The following is a 21,881-nucleotide window of genomic DNA, read 5'->3' as shown; positions in this document are numbered from 1 at the left end:
TTGCTCACCATTTTTTCTCGAACCGGTTGCGGAGGTAGATGGCCAGCCCGTTCATCACGAGCAGGAATATAAGCAGGATGATAATCGCGGCCGAAGTCCGTTCAATGAAACCTCGGTCGATTTCGTCCGACCACAGGAAAATCTGCACCGGCAAGACCGTTGCGGGCGATGTGAAGCCATCGGGCGGTGTGGCGACGAAAGCGCGCATGCCGATCATCAGCAGCGGGGCCGTTTCGCCAAGAGCCCGGGCCATGCCGATGATCGTCCCGGTCATGATCCCGGGAAGGGCAAGCGGCAGGACATGGTGGAAGACCACCTGAACCGGCGAAGCGCCAATGGCCAGCGCGCCATCGCGGATCGAAGGCGGCACGGCCTTGATCGCATTACGCCCGGAAATCACGATCACCGGCATGGTCATCAGTGCCAAGGTCATCCCGCCGATCAGCGGGGCCGAGCGGTAATAGGGGAATATCCACAGGAACACCGCCAGTCCGAGCAGGCCGAAAATGATCGAAGGCACTGCAGCAAGGTTGTTGATCGAGACTTCGATCAGGTCGGTCCAGCGGTTCTTGGGGGCGTATTCTTCAAGGTAGAGCGCTGCCAGAACCCCGATAGGGAAAGCCAGCGCCAGCGTGATCAGCATGGTCAGGATCGAGCCCTTGAGCGCCCCCCAGATGCCGACGACTTGCGGATCGGTGGCATCGGAGCGGGCAAGGAACCCCGGATCGAACCGGCGCTCGAACAGCCCCTTGTCATGCAACTGCTTGGCCAGCGGGCGCAGTTCTTCGCGGCCTTCGCCACGCAGCGCAGCCGCGAAAGCGTTGTTGGCGGGCAGATGGAATGTCTTCTCGCTCTGAAGCAGCGCGGGATCTGCGACAATCGCCTGGGCGACTTCGCGCCAGGCATCGCCGCCGAGTTGCTGCGCCCCTTCCGCGCCGAGCGCCTCTTCGGCGGCGCTTTCGACCAGCATCGGCAGACCAGCGGTTTCAAGCGCCTGGACGGCGTCCGCATCTTCCAGCCTTTCGGCATCGATCGTCAGTCCGGCGGTGCGGAAATCGACGGGGACGGTCAGTTCAGCACGCTGGAAGCCGCCGATGCCGTTCATGGTCATGCTGACGAGCAGGATCGCCAGCACGGTGACCGAGAAAACGATCGCCCCGAGGCCGATGAACTTGAAGCGCTTTTCAGCAGCGTAGCGCTTCTTGATCCGCGCCTCGAAGCGGGCGGTGCGGGTGGAATGGGTTGCCTCACTCATAAGCTTCGCGGAACCGTTTTACGACGCGCAGGGCGATGAAATTGAGCCCGAGCGTCACGAGGAAAAGCACGAACCCCAAGGCAAAGGCGCTGAGAGTCGCGGGATGGTCGAAACTGCCTTCACCGGTCAGCATGGCAACGATCTGGAATGTCACCGTTGTCATCGCTTCAAGCGGATTGGCAGTAAGATTGGCGGCGGCACCGGCGGCCATGACCACGATCATGGTTTCGCCAATGGCGCGGCTGATGGCGAGCATGATACCCGCCACGATGCCGGGTAGGGCAGCGGGAACCAGCACGCGTTTGATCGTTTCGGAAGTGGTGGCCCCCATCGCCAGGCTGCCGTCACGCATGGCCTGCGGCACGGCGGCGATGGAATCGTCGGCCATGGAAGAAACGAACGGGATGATCATCACGCCCATCACCACACCCGCGGCAAGCGCGCTTTCGCTCGATGCGTTGGAGATCCCGATGGCCACTGCCGCATCGCGAACGATCGGAGCGACTGTCAGCGCGGCGAAATAGCCATAGACCACTGTCGGAACACCGGCGAGAATCTCCAGCGCGGGCTTGAGCCATGCGCGCCAGGTGGGGCTGGCATATTGCGTGAGATAGATCGCACTCATCAGGCCCAGCGGGATCGCCACGATCATCGCGATGATCGCGCCGATGAAGATCGTGCCCCAGAACAGCGGGATCGCGCCGTAACGGCTCGGGTCCGCCGTGGCGGCCATCGGATCGGGCCCCCAATGGGTGCCGAACAGGAAGTCCATCGGCGAAACCATGCCGAAGAAACGGATGGTTTCGAATGTAAGCGATGCGAGAATGCCGAGCGTCGTCAGGATCGCGACCAGCGAAGCCAGCAGCAGGATGCCCATGACGACACGTTCGACTTTGGTGCGCGCGGCGAAATCGGGCCTGATCCGCAGGAACGCCCAAGCCCCCCCCATGAAGCCGAGAATAAGAGTGGCGGCGAGGCCGATCATGCGGCTCTGGCCGATCGCTTCGCGATAGGGTTCGACCAGTCCTTCGGCCTGCGGGTTGAACACGGCCTGGGCCTGTCCGGTGGCGACGGCCATGGCTTCGTTGAGCATGGTATTGCGCAGGAAGCCGAATTCGGGAAGGTTGGCCGCCGCCGGGGATGCGAGAACCGAACTGGTCACCATTTGCGGGGCGATGAAGCTCCACACCGCGATGAAGACGACAATCGGAATCAGCACCCAGAGGGCGACGTACCAGGCGTAGTAGTTGGGCAGGGCTGCGAGCCGCGCGCTTCCGACTTCACGCTTGAAGCCGTAGGCGCGGGCCCGGGCCGCCAACCATCCGGCGAGGCCAAGCCCGAGCGCTAGTAGCAACAGAATGGTTGGCGACATGCTCTCGAAAACCCTTACTTGAGTCCGTCGCCGGTCATCGTCGTGAACTTGGTCGCGGCTTCGGTGCTCTTGGCGATCACCGCATCAGGAGCGGCTACCAGGCCGATCTTGGCGAGCGAACCATCCTTGTTCCACATCTTGGGCCAAGTGCCGAGGAATTCCTTCAAGCCTGGAATGGCATCAAGATGCGCCTTCTTGACATACATATAGAGCGGACGGGCACCGGGATAGGCGAAGCTCGAAATGTTGTCGTAAGTCGGTTCGACGCCGTTGATGGTCAGGCCATGGATCTTCGTCGCGTTCTCTTCGAGATAGCTGTAGCCGAAAATGCCCAGCGCCTTCGGATTGGCCTCGATCTTCTGGACGATCAGATTATCGTTCTCGCCGGCATCGACATAGGCGCCATCGCCGCGCACTTCGGTACAGACCTGCTTGAACTTGTCTTCGTCGGTATCCTTCAGCGCCTTGGTCGCGGCATCGGTCTTGCAACCTGCTTCAAGGATCAGTTCCTTGAGAGCATCACGCGTGCCGGAAGTCGACGGCGGGCCATAAACGAGGATCGGGGTGGCGGGCAGCGAAGGATCGACATCCTTCCAGGTCTTGGCGGTCTGCTCCTTGCCGAACGGCTTGGCCGCCAATGCCTTGTAGATGATTTCCGGGGTGAGATTCATCTGGATACCGCCCTTGGCCGAAGCCAGCGCGATACCGTCGAGGCCGACCTGGACTTCGAGGATATCCTTCACACCATTCGCCTGACAATCGTCGAATTCCGCCTTCTTGATCCGGCGGGAAGCGTTGACGATATCGGGATGCTGAGGGCCGACACCCGCGCAGAACAGCTTCACCCCGCCGCCGGTGCCGGTCGATTCGATGATCGGGGATTTGAAACCGGCGTTCGACTTGGCGAAGGATTCCGCCACCGCTTTGGCAAACGGATAGACTGTCGAGGAACCTACGGCACGGATCGAATCGCGCGTCTTGCCACTCGCTGAATCGCCCGCACCGCCGCAAGAGGCAAGCAATGCAGTGGCGGCAACCGCCGTCGCGAGCAAAAGAGATTTCTTCATATTGGTTTGCCCTTCCTGAATACGAGCCATGTCAGGCTGTCGGGAGGGCGAATGTCCTGCTTATGTGACAGCTTCATGACAAACCGTCATGACAATTCGGCACTGTCCTTCGGATAGGCCGGAAAGCGGATGGTGATGCAGGTGCCCTGACCTGCCTTGCTGGCGATATCGAGGCGGCCCTTGTGCCGTTCAACGATATGCTTGACGATCGCCAGTCCCAGGCCTGTCCCCCCCGCCGCGCGGCTGCGCCCCGGATCGGTACGATAGAAACGGCGCGTCAGATGTGGGATATGCTCGGGCGCGATGCCTTCGCCCTGATCCTGCACGGACAGCACCACGGTGTCGTTCTCATCCTGTTGCAGAGTGACGGTTACTGCGCCTTGCGGATCGCCGTACTTAAGGCCGTTATCGACGAGATTGCGGACCAGTTGTTCCAGTTGCTGCCGGTCACCCCGTACGTAAAGCGGCTGTTCGGCTTCCTCAATGGCGATGCGCGCCTTGTCCTCCGGCTTGCCGGCATCGCGCGCCGCCTGCGCCGCCAACCCGTTCAGTTCGAGCCGCACATTGGGCAGGTCGTGCTTCTCCGCCTCGATGCGTGAGAGCGACATCAGATCGTCGACCAGAATCTGCAACCGCTTCGCTTCCTTCAGCACCGTGCCATGGAAACGGGCGGAGGTTGCGGCATCGACTTCGCCTTCCATGTCGACCAGCGTTTCGACATAGCCGATGATGGAGGCCAGCGGCGTGCGCAACTCGTGGCTGGCATTGGCGACGAAATCGGTGTGGGCGCGGCTGATGTCAGCTTCCGCCGTGCGATTGAGCAGTTCGACCATCCAGTACCGCTCATCCACGCGGTGGCGGCTCATCTGCCAGATGCTGCGCGCGCCGGTCAGCCCTTTGATCGTCACGCTGCCGCCGGCAGGGGCATCGAGCAGGGCGATGGCATCGGGGTGGCGCAGGGCCACCCGCGCATCCTGGCCGACGATATGGCGCCCAAGCGCTTCGCGCGCGGCGGAATTGGCGATCACGATCCGGTTGCGGTCCAGCATCATCAGCGGCAGCCCGGAATGTTCGATCAGGGGCCGCATGCCGTCACGGCTGAACACGACTCTATCCGCGTTGTTCTGGCTGAATACCGGCTCAGGCCGGGCGATCCACAACGAACCGATCCATAGCAGAAAATTGGCCACCACCAGGTCGAGCATAGTGCCCCACCACAGCAAGATCAGATTGCAGAGGGTAGCCAGAACAATTCCGGGCCAGGGGAGGGGGCGGGGCAGCTTCATGCAGAAGCGGCCATAGAGGCGAGGCAGAGTTTGGGCCAGATCAAATGCCGCCGGACCGCATCCGGAGGCGAAACGCCTTGTCGGGAAAGTGCTTGAAGGCGTGGTGACCCCTACGGGAGGGGCGATTGCATCCCCTTGAGGCACCATTTTTCAGTCACTTAGACGTGTCTGGTTTCTGGCTTGTATCACAAGGCGGTTACCCATTCTAGTAGTGCTTAGCTCCCTTGAAATGGATGGGATGAGTGACTGCCGCCTTACGCTGCTGCGGGCAGCGACAATCCTGTGCTCTGAACCCAACAAACCCATTTCTGAAGCGTAGCTCGATACTCATTCGGCGTGGTGCGCAGCGAGATCAGGCGCTCGGGGGGCTTCCGCATATTACCATTCGGATACTGTGCACTGACAAAGCCCATCATCGAAGTAGGCTTACCATGCGCTTGTCGCCCCGCCGCATCGAGGTAGATAATGCCGCCATGTGCCAGAGCATTGCGCAGGCAGTTCATCCATGCTCTTGCACTCAAATCATCAGCGTCTCGGACGGCATCATCTGCCGAAAGTCGCACTGCTAGTTCCTCTGGAAACTCGACTGCGAGATTTTGATCGGGGTTGTAGTCGATAGATGCGAAGCGCCATGCGCCGGGAACATGGAAAGGTGACGCGTTAAACCGAGTGTCGTCACTGCCCAACACTGCATCAATCTCCTTCGCTGATGCAGGATCGAGAGGTCGATCATCCATGTATCCGTGCTGACCGGCCTCTTCCTTACGGCGATGCCGCTCAAGCCGTTCAATCGGGAGCGTGAAAATCAGAGTGGACATGGCGAACAAGAACGTCGCGTCCAACGGGCCGAGGTCAGTCTCATGCGGAGCGGTGATCGTCTGAACTTTGGAGAAGAGCCTGTCGATGAGCCAGAGGCATCGACCCGGCACGTCTTGGCTCGTATGATACGGGACGCCCATTACCCACCTCCCGGAAGGAAGCTCGCCGACAGCATTGATTGGTGCCGCTCCAGCCAAGCCTTTGGTGTCGCAAAGTCCAGGACGATCTGGCCCAGTAATGCCCAGAACTCCGGCCCATGCGACCGCACCCGCAGGTGCGCCAGTTCGTGCACGACGACATACTCCAGAACTTTCCTGGGGGCGAAAATCAGGAGCCAGTTGATGAGCACATTGCCCTCAGGTCCGCATGATCCCCAACCATGGGCAAGGTCGGTCGTGCGGATCGACCGAGGCACAAGGCCGAACCGCCTGCCGTAGCCGGCGGCGATCTCCTTCACATCACGCCGGACACGCTGCTTCAGCCAGAGCTTGAGTTCGCTGGCGACGAGGTGATCGGCATCGTCTCCGACCCAGTGCGGCAGATCAACGATGAACCCGTTGCGATAGGTGATCGCGATGCGCTCGGCGTCAGAGCGGCGCACGGTGAGCGGCATGTTACGGCCCCGATAGGGTATCTTCGAGCCGGTAATGAACCGGGGCACGATATGGCGGCTGGCGGTGATGCGCTCCATTTCACGCACGGTGTCGAACACCCACTGGCGTTTGCGCTCAAGGAACCCGGCGATGTCGTCGTCATTGTCGCGGGTGAGCGCCAGCACCTCGACATGGCCGGGCGTGATGGTGATGCGGCGTTCCGATGCCGTCGCCGAACGGCGAAGCTCGTAAGGGATTTCCTTCCTGCCGATCTGGATCGTCGGCATCAGGCCCCGCCCCCATAGGCGTGGACGGCGAATTCCTCGACCTTCTCGCGGATGGTCTTGGTCTCGCCGACACCGTGATCGGTTAGGATGCGCCGGACCTGCTGGCGCAGCGAGCGGAGATATGCCTCCATATGCGCGAAGGCGGGCTGGGTCGCGGCGGCATCGGCATATAGTGCGCCGATGGCGATGGCCGCGTTCTGCAAGGTCGCATGATCGGTATCGGGCACGATGGTCTCGATGATGCGCAGGATCGAGAAAGCATTCTCGTCCATGCCGAGGTCGGAGTGCGCACCCTGTTCGGTCTCGATGTCCCCGGTCAACCCCTCGAACTCGCGCAGACCATCAGCGGCGGCAAGCTGGCCCTGCTCGAAACGGCGGATGATCTCCATTACCCGCTCGGAGAAGCGGCCATATTGCGCCGGGTTCTTGTCCACCAGTTCGCGGGTGGTCCGGCGAAGCTCGGCGGACTTGCGGACGAACGCCTCCTGCAACTCTGGCTCGGCCTTGCCCTCGGTGGCGAAGTCATCGGTGAAGTTTGGATCGGTGATGCTGCGCAGGCGGATGGTGGTGGAGAGACCGGTGACGTGCACGTGCTGCTCCAGCATCTCCCTGATCTTGCCGGAATAGCTCCTGTGGTCGAGGCTCTCGTGCTTGGCTATCGCCTGTGTCGCCAGCCGCAGGAAGGCGGAGGCCCATTTTACCTCGGCGGTGAAGTCGAGGATCGCGGGGTCGGGGGACAGGTCGGCATAAACCTTGATGAAGGTGCGGGTGAGCCGCTGGAGATCGAACCAGTCGTCCTCTTGCCCCCCGGCTGCCAGCTTGGCGGCGGCATAGGCGGCGGACTTTTCGTCCATGCCCTCCAGCCCCATGGCGCGCTTCTGGGCGCGGTAGCGGGCATGGGCTTCCTTGAGGTCGTTGCGCAGGATGGCGATGTTGCGCATCGCGTTCTCGACATCCTCGGAGCGATAGGATTGCAGCGCCTCGTCGAGATGGCTGGTGACGCCGATATAATCGACGATGCGGCCATTGGGCTTGGCGATCTCGCCCCCGTCCGGCAGCCTGATGGTGCAGGTGCGGTTGGTGCGGGCGATGGCTTGCAGGAGGTTGTGCTCCTTGAGCGGCTTGTCGAGATACATCACATGCTCGATGGGCGCATCGAACCCGGTCAGCAGCTTGTCGCATACGATCAGGAACTGCGGGTCTTGGCCGACAGCCTTGAACCGCTTCTTCACGTCCTTTTCGGCGGTATCGTCGAGATAACATGCTTCCAGCCCGGCGCGCAGCGCAGCGATCGCCGGGTTCTCGCTCGGCTTGTTGTCTTCTTGCGATCTGGAATAGACACACGCGATCATCGCATCGGCCTTGGCCTGTGCGCCCCCGGCCTCCATCCCGCCGCGTTCCAGATCAGCGGCGATGACGGCGGAGAGCGCGGCGCGGTAGAGGATCACCGCCTCCCGGTCTACGGCGACAATCTGGGCCTTGAACCCGTCCGGCTGGCAGACCGCCTTGAAATGCTCCCAGATGTCGAGCGCGATCAGGCGTATGCGCTGTGGGTGCTTGGCAATGGTGGCCAGCGTCAATCCCTTGCGCTTCAGCTCGTCGCGCTTGTCGTCGGGCAAGTCCACGAACCAGCGGTCGAACAATATGTCGATCTCGGCTTCGTTGATCGCCCAATCGGCTTTGCGGCCTTCATAGAGGATCGGCACGGTCGCGCCGTCGCGCACGGCGTCGTCGATGCCGTATTTGTCGAGATAGCCTTCGCCTGCCACGCTGAACCGGGCGTAGGTATCCTTGTCGGTGGATTTGATCGGCGTGCCGGTGAAACCGTAGAAATGGGCATCTGGCAGGGTGGCTTGCAGGAACGCGCCCAAGTCCTTTTCCTGCGTGCGGTGGCACTCATCGACCAGCACGATCCAGTTGGCAGAGTTCGGGATGGCTTCCTTCGATCCGGCGAACTTGAAGATGGTGGAGAGCAATATCTGCCCGTTGCCGCCCCGGTTCACCGCCTCGCGCAGCGCCGCGACTGATCCGCACTGAACGGGGTTCGGCAGGCCGCAGGCGACGAAAGTCTTGCTGATCTGATCGTCGAGATCAATCCGGTCGGTCAGGACAAGGATATTGGGGTTGGCGAGGCTGGGCGCATCGAGCGTCAGGTGGGTCTTCAGCTTGAGGGCGAGGAACACCATGGTCAGGCTCTTGCCCGACCCCTGCGTATGCCAGATCAGCCCCTTGCGATGTTCGCCCGCCGCAACCCGCGCGACAGCTTTGTTGACAGCGCGGAACTGCTGATAGCGGCAGACCTTCTTGATCTTGCGGCCGGTCTCCGGGTCGATCTCGAACACGATGAAATGCGCCAAGAGGTCGAGCAGGCGCGACGGCTCGCACAGGCACCACAGGTCTTTGGCGAGGTCGTGGGGGAGCTCATCACGGCTGCGCGGCCATGCGTCGGGCCAAGGGGCGTAGAACTGCGATCGCGCGCCGGTCGCGCCATACAGGGTGGCCATGCCATCGGTGACGAGGTTGAAGGCGTTGGGATAGAACAGCCGAGGGATGTCCCGCTCATACTGCTTGATCTGCTCGAACGCTTCCTCGGCGCGTGCCGTGGCCTTCAGCGGAGACTTGGCTTCGATCACCACCAGCGGGATGCCGTTCACGAACAGCACCATGTCGGGCACGCGTGGGCGCTGGGCGGCAACGCGGAACTGGTGGGTGACGTGGAAGGCGTTACGCGCCGGGTTCTGGAAGTCGATCAGCGTGATCGGGCTGTCGCGGTTCTCGCCGGACAGGCGACGGGAGTAGCCGCCGCGCAGCTTGCGCTGCCACTCCTCATTGTCGGACAGGGTGGCAAGGTCGTTATAGATCGCCTCGGCATCCTCCGCGCCGATACCGTTGAGGTCACGCAGCGCGGCGATCAGCACCGGCTTGAGGATGACACGGTTCTCCTCCTCGCGCATCGCCAGAGCCTGTGCAGGCGACAGCATGTGCCAGCCCATAGCCCCCAGCGCATCGAGCGCGGGCTTCTCGGCGAGGCGATATTCACTCATTCTCCGACCGCGCGAGTTTTTTCGCCTTTGCCGGTCGGTATCAATCCTTTGCCCCGCATCCAAGGGAGAGCGGCAAGCCATCGACTTTTTGCAATCGTTGCCTTCTTCGGATGCCATTGTAGAACTGACGCAACGATGGCATCGTCGGTTGGCTGGACGCCGTCTATCAGGAAGTCGTTCCAGACCGCATAGAGAGTAGCGATGATCTCGCACCGTTCGGTGTCGAGGGGGCGCAACAAATCAATTATTGACTGGATCGCCGGTTGGCGATCGCCAAAGTAGCGGTCAAAGTAGCTCTTGTGCGCCCCACATTTTTCGAGCGGCGTATACACAACACGCTTACCATCGGGCTTGTGCGCCTTGAACCATTTTTGCTTGGCAAAAATGGCCTCCACTGAACGTCGCGCCTTGGGATCATATGGCCCCGCCGCTTCCTTGTAAGCATGGCGATCAAGCTCTTTGTGCAGATCAAGATGCAACTCACATAGGTGAACGATCTTCTCATGCTTCACAGAACCGAAGCGACTGTCATTATGAAGCTGATGCACCACTTCGGCGGCAAATGCCGCTCGCTTGAAGGCAGCAGGAACGCTATTGCCAGAGGTGGCGGCGACTGGGGCAGGCATCCGCACGCGACCGGAGAGGAGGTCGGAAGCTATTGCCGACTTCAGAGATTGGAGACGTGATACCGCACCCTCGGAATGGTCGAGAGCCCGATCTATGTCAGTCATTGCTTTGGCGATTGAGACCTGCGTTTCCATGTCTGGCACAGGCAAGGGCAAGTTGCGAATGTCGCCAACTCGCACGTGGCCGACGGTTGAGCCGCCAGCCAATCGAAGCAAATACTCCTGCACGCCAGCACTTTGCAAGGCATAGAGCAGATAGCCAGAATGTAGGTCACTCTGTCGTGGGCGATAGAGCATCATACGCTGACCAAGGCACACTGGCTCATCTTGCGGAACGGCGCAAACTTCGCCGATAGGCGCTTCACGAGTTATCAGCACATCGCCGACTTGCGGTTTCCCCCTCTTGGTCCATTCGTCAAATGATTGGGTATCTGTGCGAGCGAGGTTTACCCTGACGAAACGGCCACGGCGGACATTCATCGTGCGCACCACCGCGGGGCCATCGTCCGTGATCGGCGGGGTTCGGTTTTTGCAGTCGATCACTGCCTCGCAAACCGCATCAGCAGCGATAATCCGCCAACCGCGACGAAGTCTTCCTAACACCGTCAGTTCCGCCTCTTCGGTTTCTGACGCGACGAAGAACTCAGCAAGCGCCAGCTTTCTCAATGCCCAAAGATGTTGCGCAGTTTCGACATTCCAAGCGAGAGCCTCATCCACCGACCGCAGCACCTCGGCGATCCGCCGCTGCTCGTCGAGGGGTGGGAGGAGGATAGGCAACAGCTTGGCGGTCCCCCGGCTAAGTTCCTTAAAGGTGCTGCCACCTGCCGCCGCGACAAGGTTGGGGCGCTGCGCAATCAGCCAATACAGCAGGAAGACAGGGTCTAAGTCTCGCCCGGCAGCGAAGGTGATGAACCCCTGATTTGTCGTCATGGGGGCGGTGTTGATGGCCGCAAAGCCAATCGTTGCCCGCGAAGTCATCAACACGGTGCCGGGAGGGTTCAGCGACAACGAGCACTCTGCCAACGCCCGCTCTGATACCATGCTTTCAGTGCTGGCGATGGTGCTGACGCCGGTTGGCAGTGACGTGATGTCCGAAGGCGTTGCCCACGGCACCGTGGCGTCGTCCCAATAAGTTGACTTTGCGCGTGAAGGGGTTGCGCCGCCACCCAATGTGGCGACATCGCAGAGCCGGAGAGAACGCCATCCATCAGGCAATGCAGCACTGTCGCGGACCAGTTCGACGACCGCGTTCATTCGCTGCTACCCTTCGGTTTCCCCTTGGGTCGCGCAGCGCCGATCAGCTTCGCCTTCGCGGTCGCCTCGATAAAGTGCCGCTCCACCGCGCTGGGGGCTTCCAACTGGCGGGCATGCCACTTGTCATACTGGGCCAGCGCCTTCGTCTTGGCGACATCGGCGGAGACTTTGCCCGCGTGGCTCAGGATGTCACGATCGCCCAGTTTCAGGAAATCGTCCAGCTTGGCGATCCAGTCGCGCATGGTCATGGGCTTGCGCGCCATGGCCTGCATCTCGGCAAACTCCAGATAGGCGGTGACGATGCGATTGAGTGCCTCGATCTCCTCGCCTTCCAGATAGTTCTTGGCGATATGAACATCGGCCTTGCGCGGCGGGCCGCCCTTCGCCTGGTTGGACCATGAGGTCAGCCCCATGTGATCCTTGGCGGCATCGGCCCGCACCGCCACGATCTCGGCAGCGGTGTGGCCATGGGCCGCCCAGTGCATCTTGTTCTGCACGGTCTGGAAGAAAAGCTGGCTGGCCTCGGCGCTGCCGTCATAATCCACGCTGGTCGCGTAAATCTCCAGCACCTTCTTGTAGAACAGCTTTTCCGAGGAACGGATGTCCCGGATACGGGCGAGCAGTTCCTCGAAATAATCGGCATCCGGTTCTTTCAGCCGGGCATCGTCCATCGCGAAACCCTTGACCAGATATTCGGACAGGGTGGTGGATGCCCAGCGCCGGAACTGCGCGCCACGTGGGGAGCGCACACGGAAACCGACCGCAAGGATCATGGGCAGGCTGTAGTGAGCGACCTGTCGGGTGACGCTGCGCCCACCCTCGGTTTGAACTATTGAGAAATGCTCAATAGTTGCCTCCGGCTGCTCGCCCTCGTCGATTATCGCCTTGATATGCTTGTTGATGTTGGAGACCGTGGTCTCGAACAGTTCGGCCATCTGCACCTGTGACAGCCAGGCCGAACCGTTGACGGCCTGCAACTGGACAACGGTAACACCATCCTCGGTGTTGTAGAGGATCATTTCACCCGACATAGCCAAGCCTCTTGAGGTGCCCGAACATCACGGCTTCCGCCTCGTTGCGCCTGGCGATCAGGTCTTGCAGCTTGGCGACTTCCGCCGCGACATCGACGGCCTCGGCATCCGCGCCGGTCTGCACATAGCGGCTGATGTTGAGGTTGTGACCGTTGGCGGCGATCTCCTCGACCGGGACGATACGGGCCAGCTTTTCGATGTCGGCGAAGGTGTGGACGGTATCGGCCAGCGTGCGGACGTGATCGTCGGTCAGGAAGTTCTGGGCCTTACCCGGCTGGAAGGTGGCATCGCCATTGACGATCAGCACCTTGCCCCGTCGCTCGGCAGGCTTGGCCTTGCGGCATACGAGGATCGCAGCAGGGATGCCCGCGCCGTAGAACAGATTGGGGGCTAGACCCACAACCGCCTCGATCACATCGGCATCCAGCATGGCCTGCCTGATCCGCCCCTCGGCCCCGCCACGGAACAGGACGCCGTGCGGCACCACCACCGCCAGCATCCCGTTATCCTTCAGGCTGGCGAGCATGTGCTGGACGAAGGCGAGATCGCCATAGCCTTTGGGCGGGCAGCCATAGGCATCGCGACCGAACGGATCGCCATTCTGCCAGACGTCATGGCCCCACACCTTTTCCGAGAACGGCGGGTTGGCCAGCACCCGATCATAGGCCCCAATGCCCTCCACGAACTCGCGGGCCTTGGGATCATACCGTTTGGGGGACAGGATCGTGTCGCCCTTGGCGATGAAGGCATCATCGACATTGTGCAGGAACAGGTTGATCTCGGCGATGCCCCATGTCGCGAAGTTCTTCTCCTGCCCATAGAGCGACAGGGTGCGGGCATCCTCGCCCCGATCCTTCACATACTGCACCGCCTCCAGCAGCATGCCGCCAGAGCCGCAGGTGGGATCGTAGATCGACATGCCGGGGCGCGGCTCGACGATCTCGACCATGAGGCGCACGATCTGGCGCGGCGTGTAGAACTCGCCGCCCTTCTTGCCCGCGCCCTCGGCGAACATCTTGATGAGGTAGAGATAGGCATCGCCCAGCATGTCGGCGGGCACATCGGCATTGCGCAGCCGGTGTTTCTCGAAGTGCGACAGCAGCTTTTCCAGCAGAGCGTCGGAGAAGCGATCCTGATTGGCGAAATCTACATCGCCGAACACCCCGCGCAGTCGAAGGTTGGCGTCTTCGATGGACGCCAGCGCATTGTTCAGCCGCTGGCCAATCTGGGTGGCGTGCTGGCGCAAGGCCTCCCAGCGATGCTCCTTGGGGATATGGAAGCGGTGCTCGTCCGGGTCGGCGGCTTCTTCGCGGTCGCCAGTCTCGGCGAGCAGGGCCTCGAACTCCTCGTCCCACACGTCGCACAGGCGTTTGTAGAACAGCAGGCCGAAGATATATTGCTTGTAGTCCCCGGCATCGACCGTGCCGCGCAATATGTCCGCCGCGCCCCACAGATGCCGTTCGAGTTCGGATTGCGTCAGTATCGGCATTGATCCCCCGGAAGCGCGGCTCCTCCCTGAGCCACGAACTTTGTTCACCTGATGATCCGATAGCAGCGTCGGGGATTATTGGCGACACAAAGGAACCGGAAAACAAGATTGCAATTAATTGCACGACGAAAAGTGACTGCCATCAAGCCATTTTGGGCCGTGATAAGGGTTGTTATCCGAGGTGTGGGCTTCGTTCCGGCGGTGCGTTTGTCACCACCAATTCGTCGCGCAGGACGTTCACTGTCTCCAACCTGACGACGGCTTCCGGGTTGCTCATCGGCAGAAGCGGGACGCCGTTACGCACCGCTCCGGCACAGCGTCGTCGCAGGCCCGAATTGTTCGTCGTGCTCACGCCGCATCCTGCAATCGGCGCACGGGCGGTTGCTCGTGCTGCCGGGCGCACCACAGATCATAGTTCGCCTGCATGGCCAGCCACGCCCGAGCCGTGCTTGCGCCTGCCTGCTCAAGCCGCACCGCGAGGTCGGGGCTGATCGCGGCCTTGCCGTTCAGCACACGCGACAGGGCAACCCGCGACAGGGCGAGCCGGTTGGCCGCTTCGGTGACGGACAAGCCCAACTCTGCAATGACCTCATTGCGGAGCAGTTCGCCGGGGTGGGGAGGATTGTGCATCATCGTCTTCGCCTCAATGGTAATCCTGATAATCGACAAGCTCGGCGTCGGTGCCGACAAACCGGAAGGTGACACGCCAGTTACCATTGACCCAAACCGACCAGTGGCCTTTCAGGTCGCCCTTCAGTGGGTGCAGCTTGAAGGACGGCAGGTTCATGTCATCCGGTCCTGCCGCGACATCGAGCAGGCCGAGGATGTTGCGGAGCTTCTTCACATGGGCAACCTGAACGCCTCGCGTCGTACCTGTGCGATAGAGCGCCTCAAGCCCCTTGTGCCGAAAGCCGATTATCATGACGCACTGTATCGCGCCGCGTTACAAGATGCAAGTGTCAGTAGGGTTCGGTAGCGTCCCCCAATCCAACAGCGCTCGTGGTAGGGATTAGCCGATCGGATCGGCGATCACTGGCTGGGAACGCTGTTGGCTGTTTAACATCGTCATTCATCCTCCATTTACAAAATGGCGATCGTTTCGAGGGTTGAACAAAACAAGATCGCTAACCATCTTTGCCCGCAATGACAGCGTCGTGGTGGGGCACCAATGGGCGCAGCAACGGGAGGCGACCATTAGCAGGGCGGACGATTTCAAGACGCTGTTCTCGAACATTGCGATCGACAACGAGGATACCATCGCGTTGCGCTATGGTGAGGTCACGAGGGCCTGTAACCTCCAATTTCGCGATACTGACAGTCGCACGGCAAATAGCCTGCAAGTAGGCTCCTATGGGCGCTGGACTGGCATCCGGGGCATCTCCGATCTGGACATGCTTTACATCATGCCGAACAGGAAGTGGGACACCTATAAGGATAACCCATACAAGCTACTGCGCGACACGGCGGATGCCATACAAGACCGCTACAAAACCACTGAGATTTATGTCGATACCCTCGTGGTCGTCTGCAAGTATAAGAACTTCAAGGTCGAAGTGCAGCCGGTGTTCGAGGACGACCAAGGCTTTTGGTATCCTTACACCAAGAATGGCGGCTGTTATCGGCTGACCAAACCGCGTGAGGAGATCGACGCGACGCGCACTGTCGATGCCGACAAGAACGGCAACCTGCGGCGGCTCTGCAAAATGACCCGTGCCTGGAAGAACAAGCACGGTGTCGCGATGAACGGCTTGGTGATCGACACTCTCGCCCACAACTTCCTGCTCACCACCACGGCCTTCGACAAGACGACGTTCTCGACGTGTGGACAGATGATGCGCGACTTCTTGGAGTACCTGTCCAACCAGCCCAAGCAGGAGCGGTATCACGCGCTCGGCAGCGGGCAGCACGTCAAGGTCCACAAGCGGTTTGAAGGTAAGGCAAAAAAGGGGCTGGAGTTAGCCGATAAGGCCCTTGCTGCTGGTGAAGATACCAAGGCCAACAATCGCTGGCGTAAGCTGTTCGGCCGGGGTTATCCGCTCTCGGATACGACGGAGACCAAGAAGGCTTACATCACCGAAGCCAGCTACACTGCTACGAACACCGAGGAGTTCATCGAGGATATGTTCCCCGTGGATGTCCGCTATTCACTGCGCCTCGAATGTGAGGTCAAGCAGAACGGGTTCAGAACGGTCCTTCTGCGAGCGATGCGGGGCGTTGGCATGAAGCGCCTCAACGTCTACCGGTCCAAGTCTTTGAAGTTCTACATCGCCAACGAGGACATTAAGGGCATCTATCACGTCTATTGGAAGGTGCTCAACAGGGGATCGGAGGCGATCAGGCTCGACAAGATACGCGGCCAGATCGAGCCTGACAGCGGGAGCAAAACCAAGAAGGAGCGTTCCGACTTCCGGGGCGAGCATGTCGTGGATTGTTACGCAGTCCAGGATGGTGTGGTGGTGGCCAAGGACCGCATCCACGTTCCAATCGTAGATGAAAGCGAAGGTTGATGGACAAGGACCGGCTACTGAGGCTTCTTGCGGAGAAGGGCTACGATGTCCTCTTCGGCGTCAAGAAGACGTTCGCGACCTATGACATCGTGAGCAAGGGGCCGGGCTGGATCGGCTTCGTCTCCTTGGCCGTAGGTGTGTTCGCGTTGATCTACGACCCATTGTCCGCCAAGCTGCCCTCCGCGATCCTTGTCATCGCGGGCATCGCTAGCCTCTACATATCGTTCTATCGCGCTGAGGAGTATGAGCGTTCGGCGAACAGTCAGCTGAGCGTCTACAACAGATTGAAGTCTCTCTACCTCAGCGTCCAATCGGGTGCAGACCCCGTTGCTGCGAAATCTGATTTCGACGCCCTCGATGCCCACTATTACTCTACCACCATGAGCAAGCAGATTTTTCTGAGCGGATGGTATGCCCACTATAAACTGTTCGCGGAAACCCAGATTGACTGGATGGAAGAGCAGAAGAATTTCACTTGGAAGGACAAGTGGCCCGTTTCTGCGCGCATCACCATCGTCGTCGTCGCTCTAGCCTTGGTCGTAGGGTTAGGTCTCTGGATTGCTCGCGCCAACTTATGCGTCTGATCGCTTCCTTCGGCAAAGACGTGATGCGCAGGATGAAGCCGCAGGCCACGTTCCCTTCCACCTCAACCAGCAGGGTCTGTCACTAACGTCGGGGGAAATATCGGAAGTTGCCTCGGCGCTGGAACGTCCACAAGGAGGTGTAAGCCGACATGATAGGTGACGCATTAGAACGGCGTATGATGGTCGCGAGCAGAACCCAGGGTTCTATGCCATCACAGCACCGCGCTCGCCGCGTTATCGACGAACATGTCGCCGTCGCGAATGTAGCGGGCGAGCATCGCGTCGCTCTTGTGGCCGGTCTGCTGACGAATTTTCCATGACGACGCCCCTGCCATGGCGGCGCTGGTGGCCAGTCCGGCGCGCAGCGAGTGACCGGAGAAGGTGGCGGGATCGAACCCTGCCGCCTCCACGCGCTTCTTGATGATGGTCGAGACGGCATCCCCTGACAGCCGATCAGGCGCGATATGCCCGTGCCGGTCGATGCTGCGAAACAGCGCTCCCTCCTCGATCCCGGCATGGGCGAGCCAGTCGGAGAGGTGCCGGACAGGGCACCATCGCGTGCGCCCATGCGGGATCGCGATCTTGCGGCCTTGCGCGGTTTGATCCGTTTTGGACCGACGCAGATGCAACACGATGCCCCGTCCGACATGCTCGACATCGCCGCAGTCGAACCCGACCAGTTCGGATCGACGGAACGCCCCGGCGAAGCCGATCAACAACAGCGCCCGGTCCCTGATGTCGATTGGACACTCGCCCATGCACTCCAGCACCGAGAACAGGCTGTCGCGCTGCAACGGCTGCGCCTCTCGTTGAGCCATGCCCTTGGTCCGCCTGATCCCGCTCATCGTCGCGCGCACGATTTCAGTCTTGCACGGATCATCATATCCGAGAGCACGATGGGCCTTCGCGATGGCGGCGAGCCGACGCTGGATCGTGGCGTTGGCATGGGTCGCGGCCAGATCAGCCAGATACTCCGCCAGCGCGTGTGGTGGACAGGGGATGTCTCTGCCGGATGCCCGGAAATGGTTCAGATCAGCCGCGTAGGCGCGCCGGGTGCCCGCCGATAGAGATGAGGTTAGGAGGCGGTGGAGCGGCTCTGAGATCGGCTCTACGAGGTGGGGCTGCCGATCCGTCGAGGAGTTGAGATTGCAATTAATTGCACAAACTTCTCCACTCTCATTTTCGACAATTATTTGTTTTTCCATATGGAAGTTCGTCCTGTGATTTCAAAGTGATAAGCTAAGGTCGCCTATGCAGAAAACAGGGGTCTGGAACCCAGCATTTTCCGCCCGACTTTGCTCGTGCAGGGCGTTGGCTTCCGTTGGCCGCTGATTGCGGTCGGCCCACAGATTGTCGCCCGAAATTTCTACAATTATTTGATTTTGCATTTCGCAATTCCTCTCATGATTTCAGAAGGGTGTCCAAAATTGGCTGGCCCAAAAAGAGGGGTTTAAGCATCGCCGTATTCAGCCCAGCTTTCGCTCCTGCCGGGCATAGGCTTCGGCCAGTCGCTCGCCGCGATCCGTGAGTAGGTCGTCGGACAGCTTGTGGAGGGCGAGCAGGCGCTCCTCGGCCTCGTCATGGGTCTCCAGCGTGCCGTTGTGGCGAATGTGGGAGACCCGGACATCGGGCAGATCGTGCAGATGCCGGGCGATCAGCGTGAAGCGATGGCATTGCAGCACGTCCCGTTCCGAGCATAACAAGGCGGGTCTGCATCGGGCAGCTATCGCGAGTATGTCGTCGATCGCCGTGGTGAAGGTCTCGGTCCCACGCCGCGTTGCGTAATCAGTCGGGCCGCTCACCGGCATCCCGCCCAGAGCATCGCCCATATGGATATAGCTCACGCCGATCCGGTTCAGCCGGACCCGTAGTTGCGGCTTATTGAAATGCTGCCAGCGCGACCGGGGCGATGATCGCACATCGACGATGCAACCGATGTCGAACTGGTCGAGGGCGTAGCTGAACTCGTTCCAGCTCGCATTGGAATGCCCCACGCTCATTATTTCAATCATCTTGATCCTTTCAGAATAAAGATGATCCTATGGGCAAAGCCTCAATAAAAACAGTATTTTCAAATACTTAAATACTTGACTTCACCCCCGTCGCACCCGGCGCTTCCTATCCCGGGCGAGCTTCGCTATGACCGTCGTGCTCTGCGTGAAAGCCGCAGAGCGGGGCGTGGAAACCCCAATCGCTAGACCTCGGTCGCCGATTTTCGGAGGCCGGGTGGCATGCGCGCATGTCCAGCCGGTTCGCCGGTAAAGGCGCATGCGCCTGCTCTAGCGATCAGGTTTCCAACATCCGGCTTTGGCCGTCGCCCCACAGGAATATCGGGGCGACGGAGGGCAGGATTATCACGAGATCACAACAGGTCGGGACACCAGCGTTCGGGATCGGCGACGTGATCGCCAAGGTTTCGCAGGCAGCCTTCGGCAGCGCCCTCGTGACCAATGTGCTGCGTGGGCAAGTTGCGGAGGCCATCGTCGCACTCGCGCTGGAGCCGGAGTGGAACTGGTGCAGCGCCGACTATAGCGGATGGGACTTCGAGCGTCCTGACGGCCTCCGGCTGGAGGTCAAACAGTCCGCCGCACGGCAGTCGTGGAGCACTGGCAAGCCGAGCAAACCGATTTTTGATGTCGCGGCCCGCACAGGACATTGGGAGAGCGGAACACAGTGGATCGCCCAGGTGGGGCGTCCAGCCCATATCTACATATTCGCGCATCATGGCATTTATGCCGACCACGCCGATCATCGCGACCCGGCCCAGTGGGCGTTCTATGTCGTCGCCACCCGCGATCTGCCGGACCTGAAGCAGGCGGCCCTGAGCACGATCAGCAGATTTACAACGCCAGTGCCGGTCACAGCCTTGGCCGACAAGGTGCGTGTCACCGCATCGCAAATTACAAATGAGGGAGGGGTATGAAAACCATTCGGAATGACGTGATCGGTAAAAACACGTTGCGGCTCGTTGATACCGGCAAGGGCTTTGTCGGCCTGGTAATCTCCGGCGGCAAGCAGTTGAGCCGGATCGACGGCGATGATCCTGAGCAGCTCTGGGCTGATCTCCATGCCACAGCGGGCCGGACCAGTGATGCCTATTTCGGCTTCGACGGCGCACGGTCCCGATTTCGACAGTTCTTTCCTGACGGTTTCCGATCTCCCGCATTCAAGGAGGCCGAGCGCGATTACAAGCTCAAGGCCAAGGCGAAGCTTGATGAGACTGCTCCTCTTGAGCAGGCGTTGACTGGCAGCGATCTGGGCGAGGCCGTCCTGTCGGCATACCGGGGCACGAACCTGTTATCGCCGTTCGAAAAGACCCGGCTGCAACCGCTTCTGCGAGGCCCTGATGCCGATGCGTTCATTCAGGCAGCCGCCCGCTTTACGATCGGGGAGATCGAACCGGCGCTCGCGATCATGGATCGGCTGCTACTCAAACACGATAACGCCAAGTGGACGGTGGTCACGTATCTGCCGTTCCTGTGGCGACCCGAGGATCATATGTTCCTCAAGCCCGTGGTGACGCAGGAGTTCGCGGAGCGGGTCGGTCATCCCTTCGTGCATGATTACAGCCCCGCGCTCGATCCTGCCGTATATGCCAGCCTGTGCGATCTTATGGCACAGACCGGGCGCGAGGTGGCCGATCTGGAACCCCACGACAACATCGACCTGCAAAGCCTCGTCTGGATCGTTGGCGAATACAAGGAGGACGATCTCCCGATCCCAACGCAGACAGGATGAGATGCCCGATCCGCGATCAGCCCGCTCCCTTGCCTGACTTCGATGCCGGAGCCGGTGCCTTCTCAGCGACAAGCCTCATGAGCGCTGCCTCCTTGCCCAGCAGCCCTCGGGAATGTGGTTCGGCGCCCTTGGAGCGCAGGGCCTCATCGAGCAGCGCGTATTGCTCCTTGCTGAAGTGCAGCACGACCGTCCGGCCATCAGGATCGAACTTGCCGTCGCGGATGTGCATTTTCAGTTCGTGCGCGGTGCAACCCTCCGCCACGTCGATCAGGTCGTCGATCGTATGCGTTTTGCGATGGGCCGCGATGATGGAGAGCTTGGTCCAGCCCAAGCGCTGTGCCCGTTCGACCGGAATGGTCATCTTCTCGAACACCTTGTCGATCTGTGCCAAATGGTGCGCTTTGCGCAGACCAATCCTTAACTTCCTGGCGACCGTTCTGAACTCGTCGGGATTGTCCTCCCGGACTGTCCGCAAGAGGCTCGCCGCTTCGAGGAGCCGCGACTTGCTGTGGTCGATCAGGTCCTGCGGCACCTCCACCGCTGCTTTCTTGATCCCTTCCATCTGTGAAACCTTCGTAGTTGTTGGGACTAGATGCCTATGGGAAAGACGCAGGCGGGCAAGGGATGATCGGGCCGTGGCAGCGCACCGGCTCTGCCCTGAGCTTAGTCGGCCCGGCAGCCTCGTGTCCCGCCAACGAGGTCGAGACATATCACCCCGATCCTAACGAAAGATGGATTGCAATTAATTGCAATCCTGACATCGCTTTAATTGCAGCAGTGGTTATTATCCCCTTTTATTCTCTCCCGAGACAAAGGGCATGGCGCAGGAGCGAAGCGACGAGCCATGCACTGAATGTCTGTTTCTCTCTCCCTGTGAACATATCAGTTTATGGTAACGATATAATTTTAAGAACATGGGATAAGAGAAA

General features: G+C 60.4%; 20 protein-coding genes. 4 read left to right on the top strand and 16 right to left on the bottom strand.

Annotated elements, in window-relative coordinates; genetic code table 11:
* Positions 1 to 4: 4 nt before the first annotated feature.
* The 12 genes from pstA to K5X80_RS11025 all read right to left on the bottom strand — a co-directional run bounded on the left by pstA (position 5) and on the right by K5X80_RS11025 (position 15,045).
* Complete coding sequence (gene pstA, locus K5X80_RS11080) at positions 5 to 1,255, bottom strand: phosphate ABC transporter permease PstA (RefSeq protein WP_261390504.1); 1,251 nt, start codon at positions 1,253 to 1,255, stop codon at positions 5 to 7.
* Entirely contained in the window at positions 1,248 to 2,627 is a 1,380-nt protein-coding gene (pstC, locus tag K5X80_RS11075; RefSeq protein WP_222557800.1) for a phosphate ABC transporter permease subunit PstC, read from the bottom strand. Before pstC ends, pstA begins: the two co-directional genes overlap by 8 nt.
* A 14-nt stretch (positions 2,628 to 2,641) precedes the next feature.
* Complete coding sequence (locus K5X80_RS11070; protein ID WP_222557799.1) at positions 2,642 to 3,694, bottom strand: substrate-binding domain-containing protein; 1,053 nt, start codon at positions 3,692 to 3,694, stop codon at positions 2,642 to 2,644.
* A gap of 86 nt (positions 3,695 to 3,780) precedes the next feature.
* Entirely contained in the window at positions 3,781 to 4,899 is a 1,119-nt protein-coding gene (locus tag K5X80_RS11065; RefSeq protein WP_222557798.1) for an ATP-binding protein, read from the bottom strand.
* A 335-nt stretch (positions 4,900 to 5,234) separates the two neighbouring features.
* The gene (locus K5X80_RS11060; RefSeq protein WP_222557797.1) at positions 5,235 to 5,939 is read right to left on the bottom strand and encodes a hypothetical protein; all 705 of its coding nucleotides are present in this window, start codon (positions 5,937 to 5,939) and stop codon (positions 5,235 to 5,237) included.
* Entirely contained in the window at positions 5,939 to 6,679 is a 741-nt protein-coding gene (locus K5X80_RS11055; protein ID WP_222557796.1) for a M48 family metallopeptidase, read from the bottom strand. The genes K5X80_RS11060 and K5X80_RS11055 overlap by 1 nt, the downstream gene beginning before the upstream one ends.
* Positions 6,679 to 9,723 carry a type I restriction endonuclease subunit R gene (locus tag K5X80_RS11050; protein WP_222557795.1) on the bottom strand — a complete coding sequence of 1,015 codons (3,045 nt, stop codon included), beginning with the start codon at positions 9,721 to 9,723 and terminating at the stop codon, positions 6,679 to 6,681. The genes K5X80_RS11055 and K5X80_RS11050 overlap by 1 nt, the downstream gene beginning before the upstream one ends.
* On the bottom strand, positions 9,720 to 11,603 hold the full coding sequence (locus K5X80_RS11045; RefSeq protein WP_222557794.1) for a restriction endonuclease subunit S: 1,884 nt from the start codon (positions 11,601 to 11,603) through the stop codon (positions 9,720 to 9,722). The genes K5X80_RS11050 and K5X80_RS11045 overlap by 4 nt, the downstream gene beginning before the upstream one ends.
* Positions 11,600 to 12,634, bottom strand: a complete 1,035-nt coding sequence (locus K5X80_RS11040; protein WP_222557793.1) for a virulence RhuM family protein — start codon at positions 12,632 to 12,634, stop codon at positions 11,600 to 11,602. The genes K5X80_RS11045 and K5X80_RS11040 overlap by 4 nt, the downstream gene beginning before the upstream one ends.
* On the bottom strand, positions 12,624 to 14,123 hold the full coding sequence (locus K5X80_RS11035; protein WP_222557792.1) for a type I restriction-modification system subunit M: 1,500 nt from the start codon (positions 14,121 to 14,123) through the stop codon (positions 12,624 to 12,626). Before K5X80_RS11035 ends, K5X80_RS11040 begins: the two co-directional genes overlap by 11 nt.
* Before the next feature lie 348 nt (positions 14,124 to 14,471).
* The gene (locus K5X80_RS11030) at positions 14,472 to 14,756 is read right to left on the bottom strand and encodes a HigA family addiction module antitoxin (RefSeq protein ID WP_222557791.1); all 285 of its coding nucleotides are present in this window, start codon (positions 14,754 to 14,756) and stop codon (positions 14,472 to 14,474) included.
* Positions 14,757 to 14,766: 10 nt separating this feature from the next.
* A complete protein-coding gene (locus K5X80_RS11025; protein ID WP_222557790.1) occupies positions 14,767 to 15,045 on the bottom strand; it encodes a type II toxin-antitoxin system RelE/ParE family toxin in 279 nt (92 codons plus the stop codon).
* 184 nt (positions 15,046 to 15,229) lie between these two features.
* On the opposite strand from K5X80_RS11025, the gene K5X80_RS11020 reads away from it, so the two are divergent.
* The gene (locus K5X80_RS11020) at positions 15,230 to 16,630 is read left to right on the top strand and encodes a nucleotide-binding domain-containing protein (protein WP_261390503.1); all 1,401 of its coding nucleotides are present in this window, start codon (positions 15,230 to 15,232) and stop codon (positions 16,628 to 16,630) included.
* Complete coding sequence (locus tag K5X80_RS11015) at positions 16,630 to 17,214, top strand: SLATT domain-containing protein (RefSeq protein WP_222557789.1); 585 nt, start codon at positions 16,630 to 16,632, stop codon at positions 17,212 to 17,214. The genes K5X80_RS11020 and K5X80_RS11015 overlap by 1 nt, the downstream gene beginning before the upstream one ends.
* A gap of 212 nt (positions 17,215 to 17,426) precedes the next feature.
* On the opposite strand, the gene K5X80_RS11010 is transcribed toward K5X80_RS11015, so the two are convergent.
* The 3 genes from K5X80_RS11010 to K5X80_RS11000 form a co-directional block, all read right to left on the bottom strand.
* Complete coding sequence (locus K5X80_RS11010) at positions 17,427 to 18,419, bottom strand: site-specific integrase (RefSeq protein WP_222557788.1); 993 nt, start codon at positions 18,417 to 18,419, stop codon at positions 17,427 to 17,429.
* Positions 18,420 to 18,440: 21 nt separating this feature from the next.
* Positions 18,441 to 18,602, bottom strand: a complete 162-nt coding sequence (locus K5X80_RS11005) for a hypothetical protein (protein WP_222557787.1) — start codon at positions 18,600 to 18,602, stop codon at positions 18,441 to 18,443.
* A gap of 78 nt (positions 18,603 to 18,680) precedes the next feature.
* Complete coding sequence (locus tag K5X80_RS11000) at positions 18,681 to 19,226, bottom strand: DUF488 domain-containing protein (protein WP_222557786.1); 546 nt, start codon at positions 19,224 to 19,226, stop codon at positions 18,681 to 18,683.
* A gap of 227 nt (positions 19,227 to 19,453) precedes the next feature.
* Here K5X80_RS11000 and K5X80_RS10995 point away from each other — a divergent pair, with 227 nt between their 5' ends.
* Complete coding sequence (locus tag K5X80_RS10995) at positions 19,454 to 20,137, top strand: hypothetical protein (RefSeq protein ID WP_222557785.1); 684 nt, start codon at positions 19,454 to 19,456, stop codon at positions 20,135 to 20,137.
* Complete coding sequence (locus K5X80_RS10990; protein ID WP_222557784.1) at positions 20,134 to 20,952, top strand: hypothetical protein; 819 nt, start codon at positions 20,134 to 20,136, stop codon at positions 20,950 to 20,952. The genes K5X80_RS10995 and K5X80_RS10990 overlap by 4 nt, the downstream gene beginning before the upstream one ends.
* Positions 20,953 to 20,968: 16 nt before the next feature.
* Here the strand turns inward: K5X80_RS10990 and K5X80_RS10985 are convergent, their stop codons facing one another.
* Positions 20,969 to 21,514 (bottom strand): hypothetical protein, encoded by a 546-nt coding sequence (locus K5X80_RS10985; RefSeq protein ID WP_222557783.1) that lies wholly within the window; start codon positions 21,512 to 21,514, stop codon positions 20,969 to 20,971.
* Between the last annotated feature and the right edge of the window lie 367 nt (positions 21,515 to 21,881).

This window comes from Caenibius sp. WL (assembly GCF_019803445.1).
Taxonomy (GTDB): Bacteria; Pseudomonadota; Alphaproteobacteria; order Sphingomonadales; family Sphingomonadaceae; genus Caenibius.
This window is presented reverse-complemented; position numbering and strand designations above follow the sequence as displayed.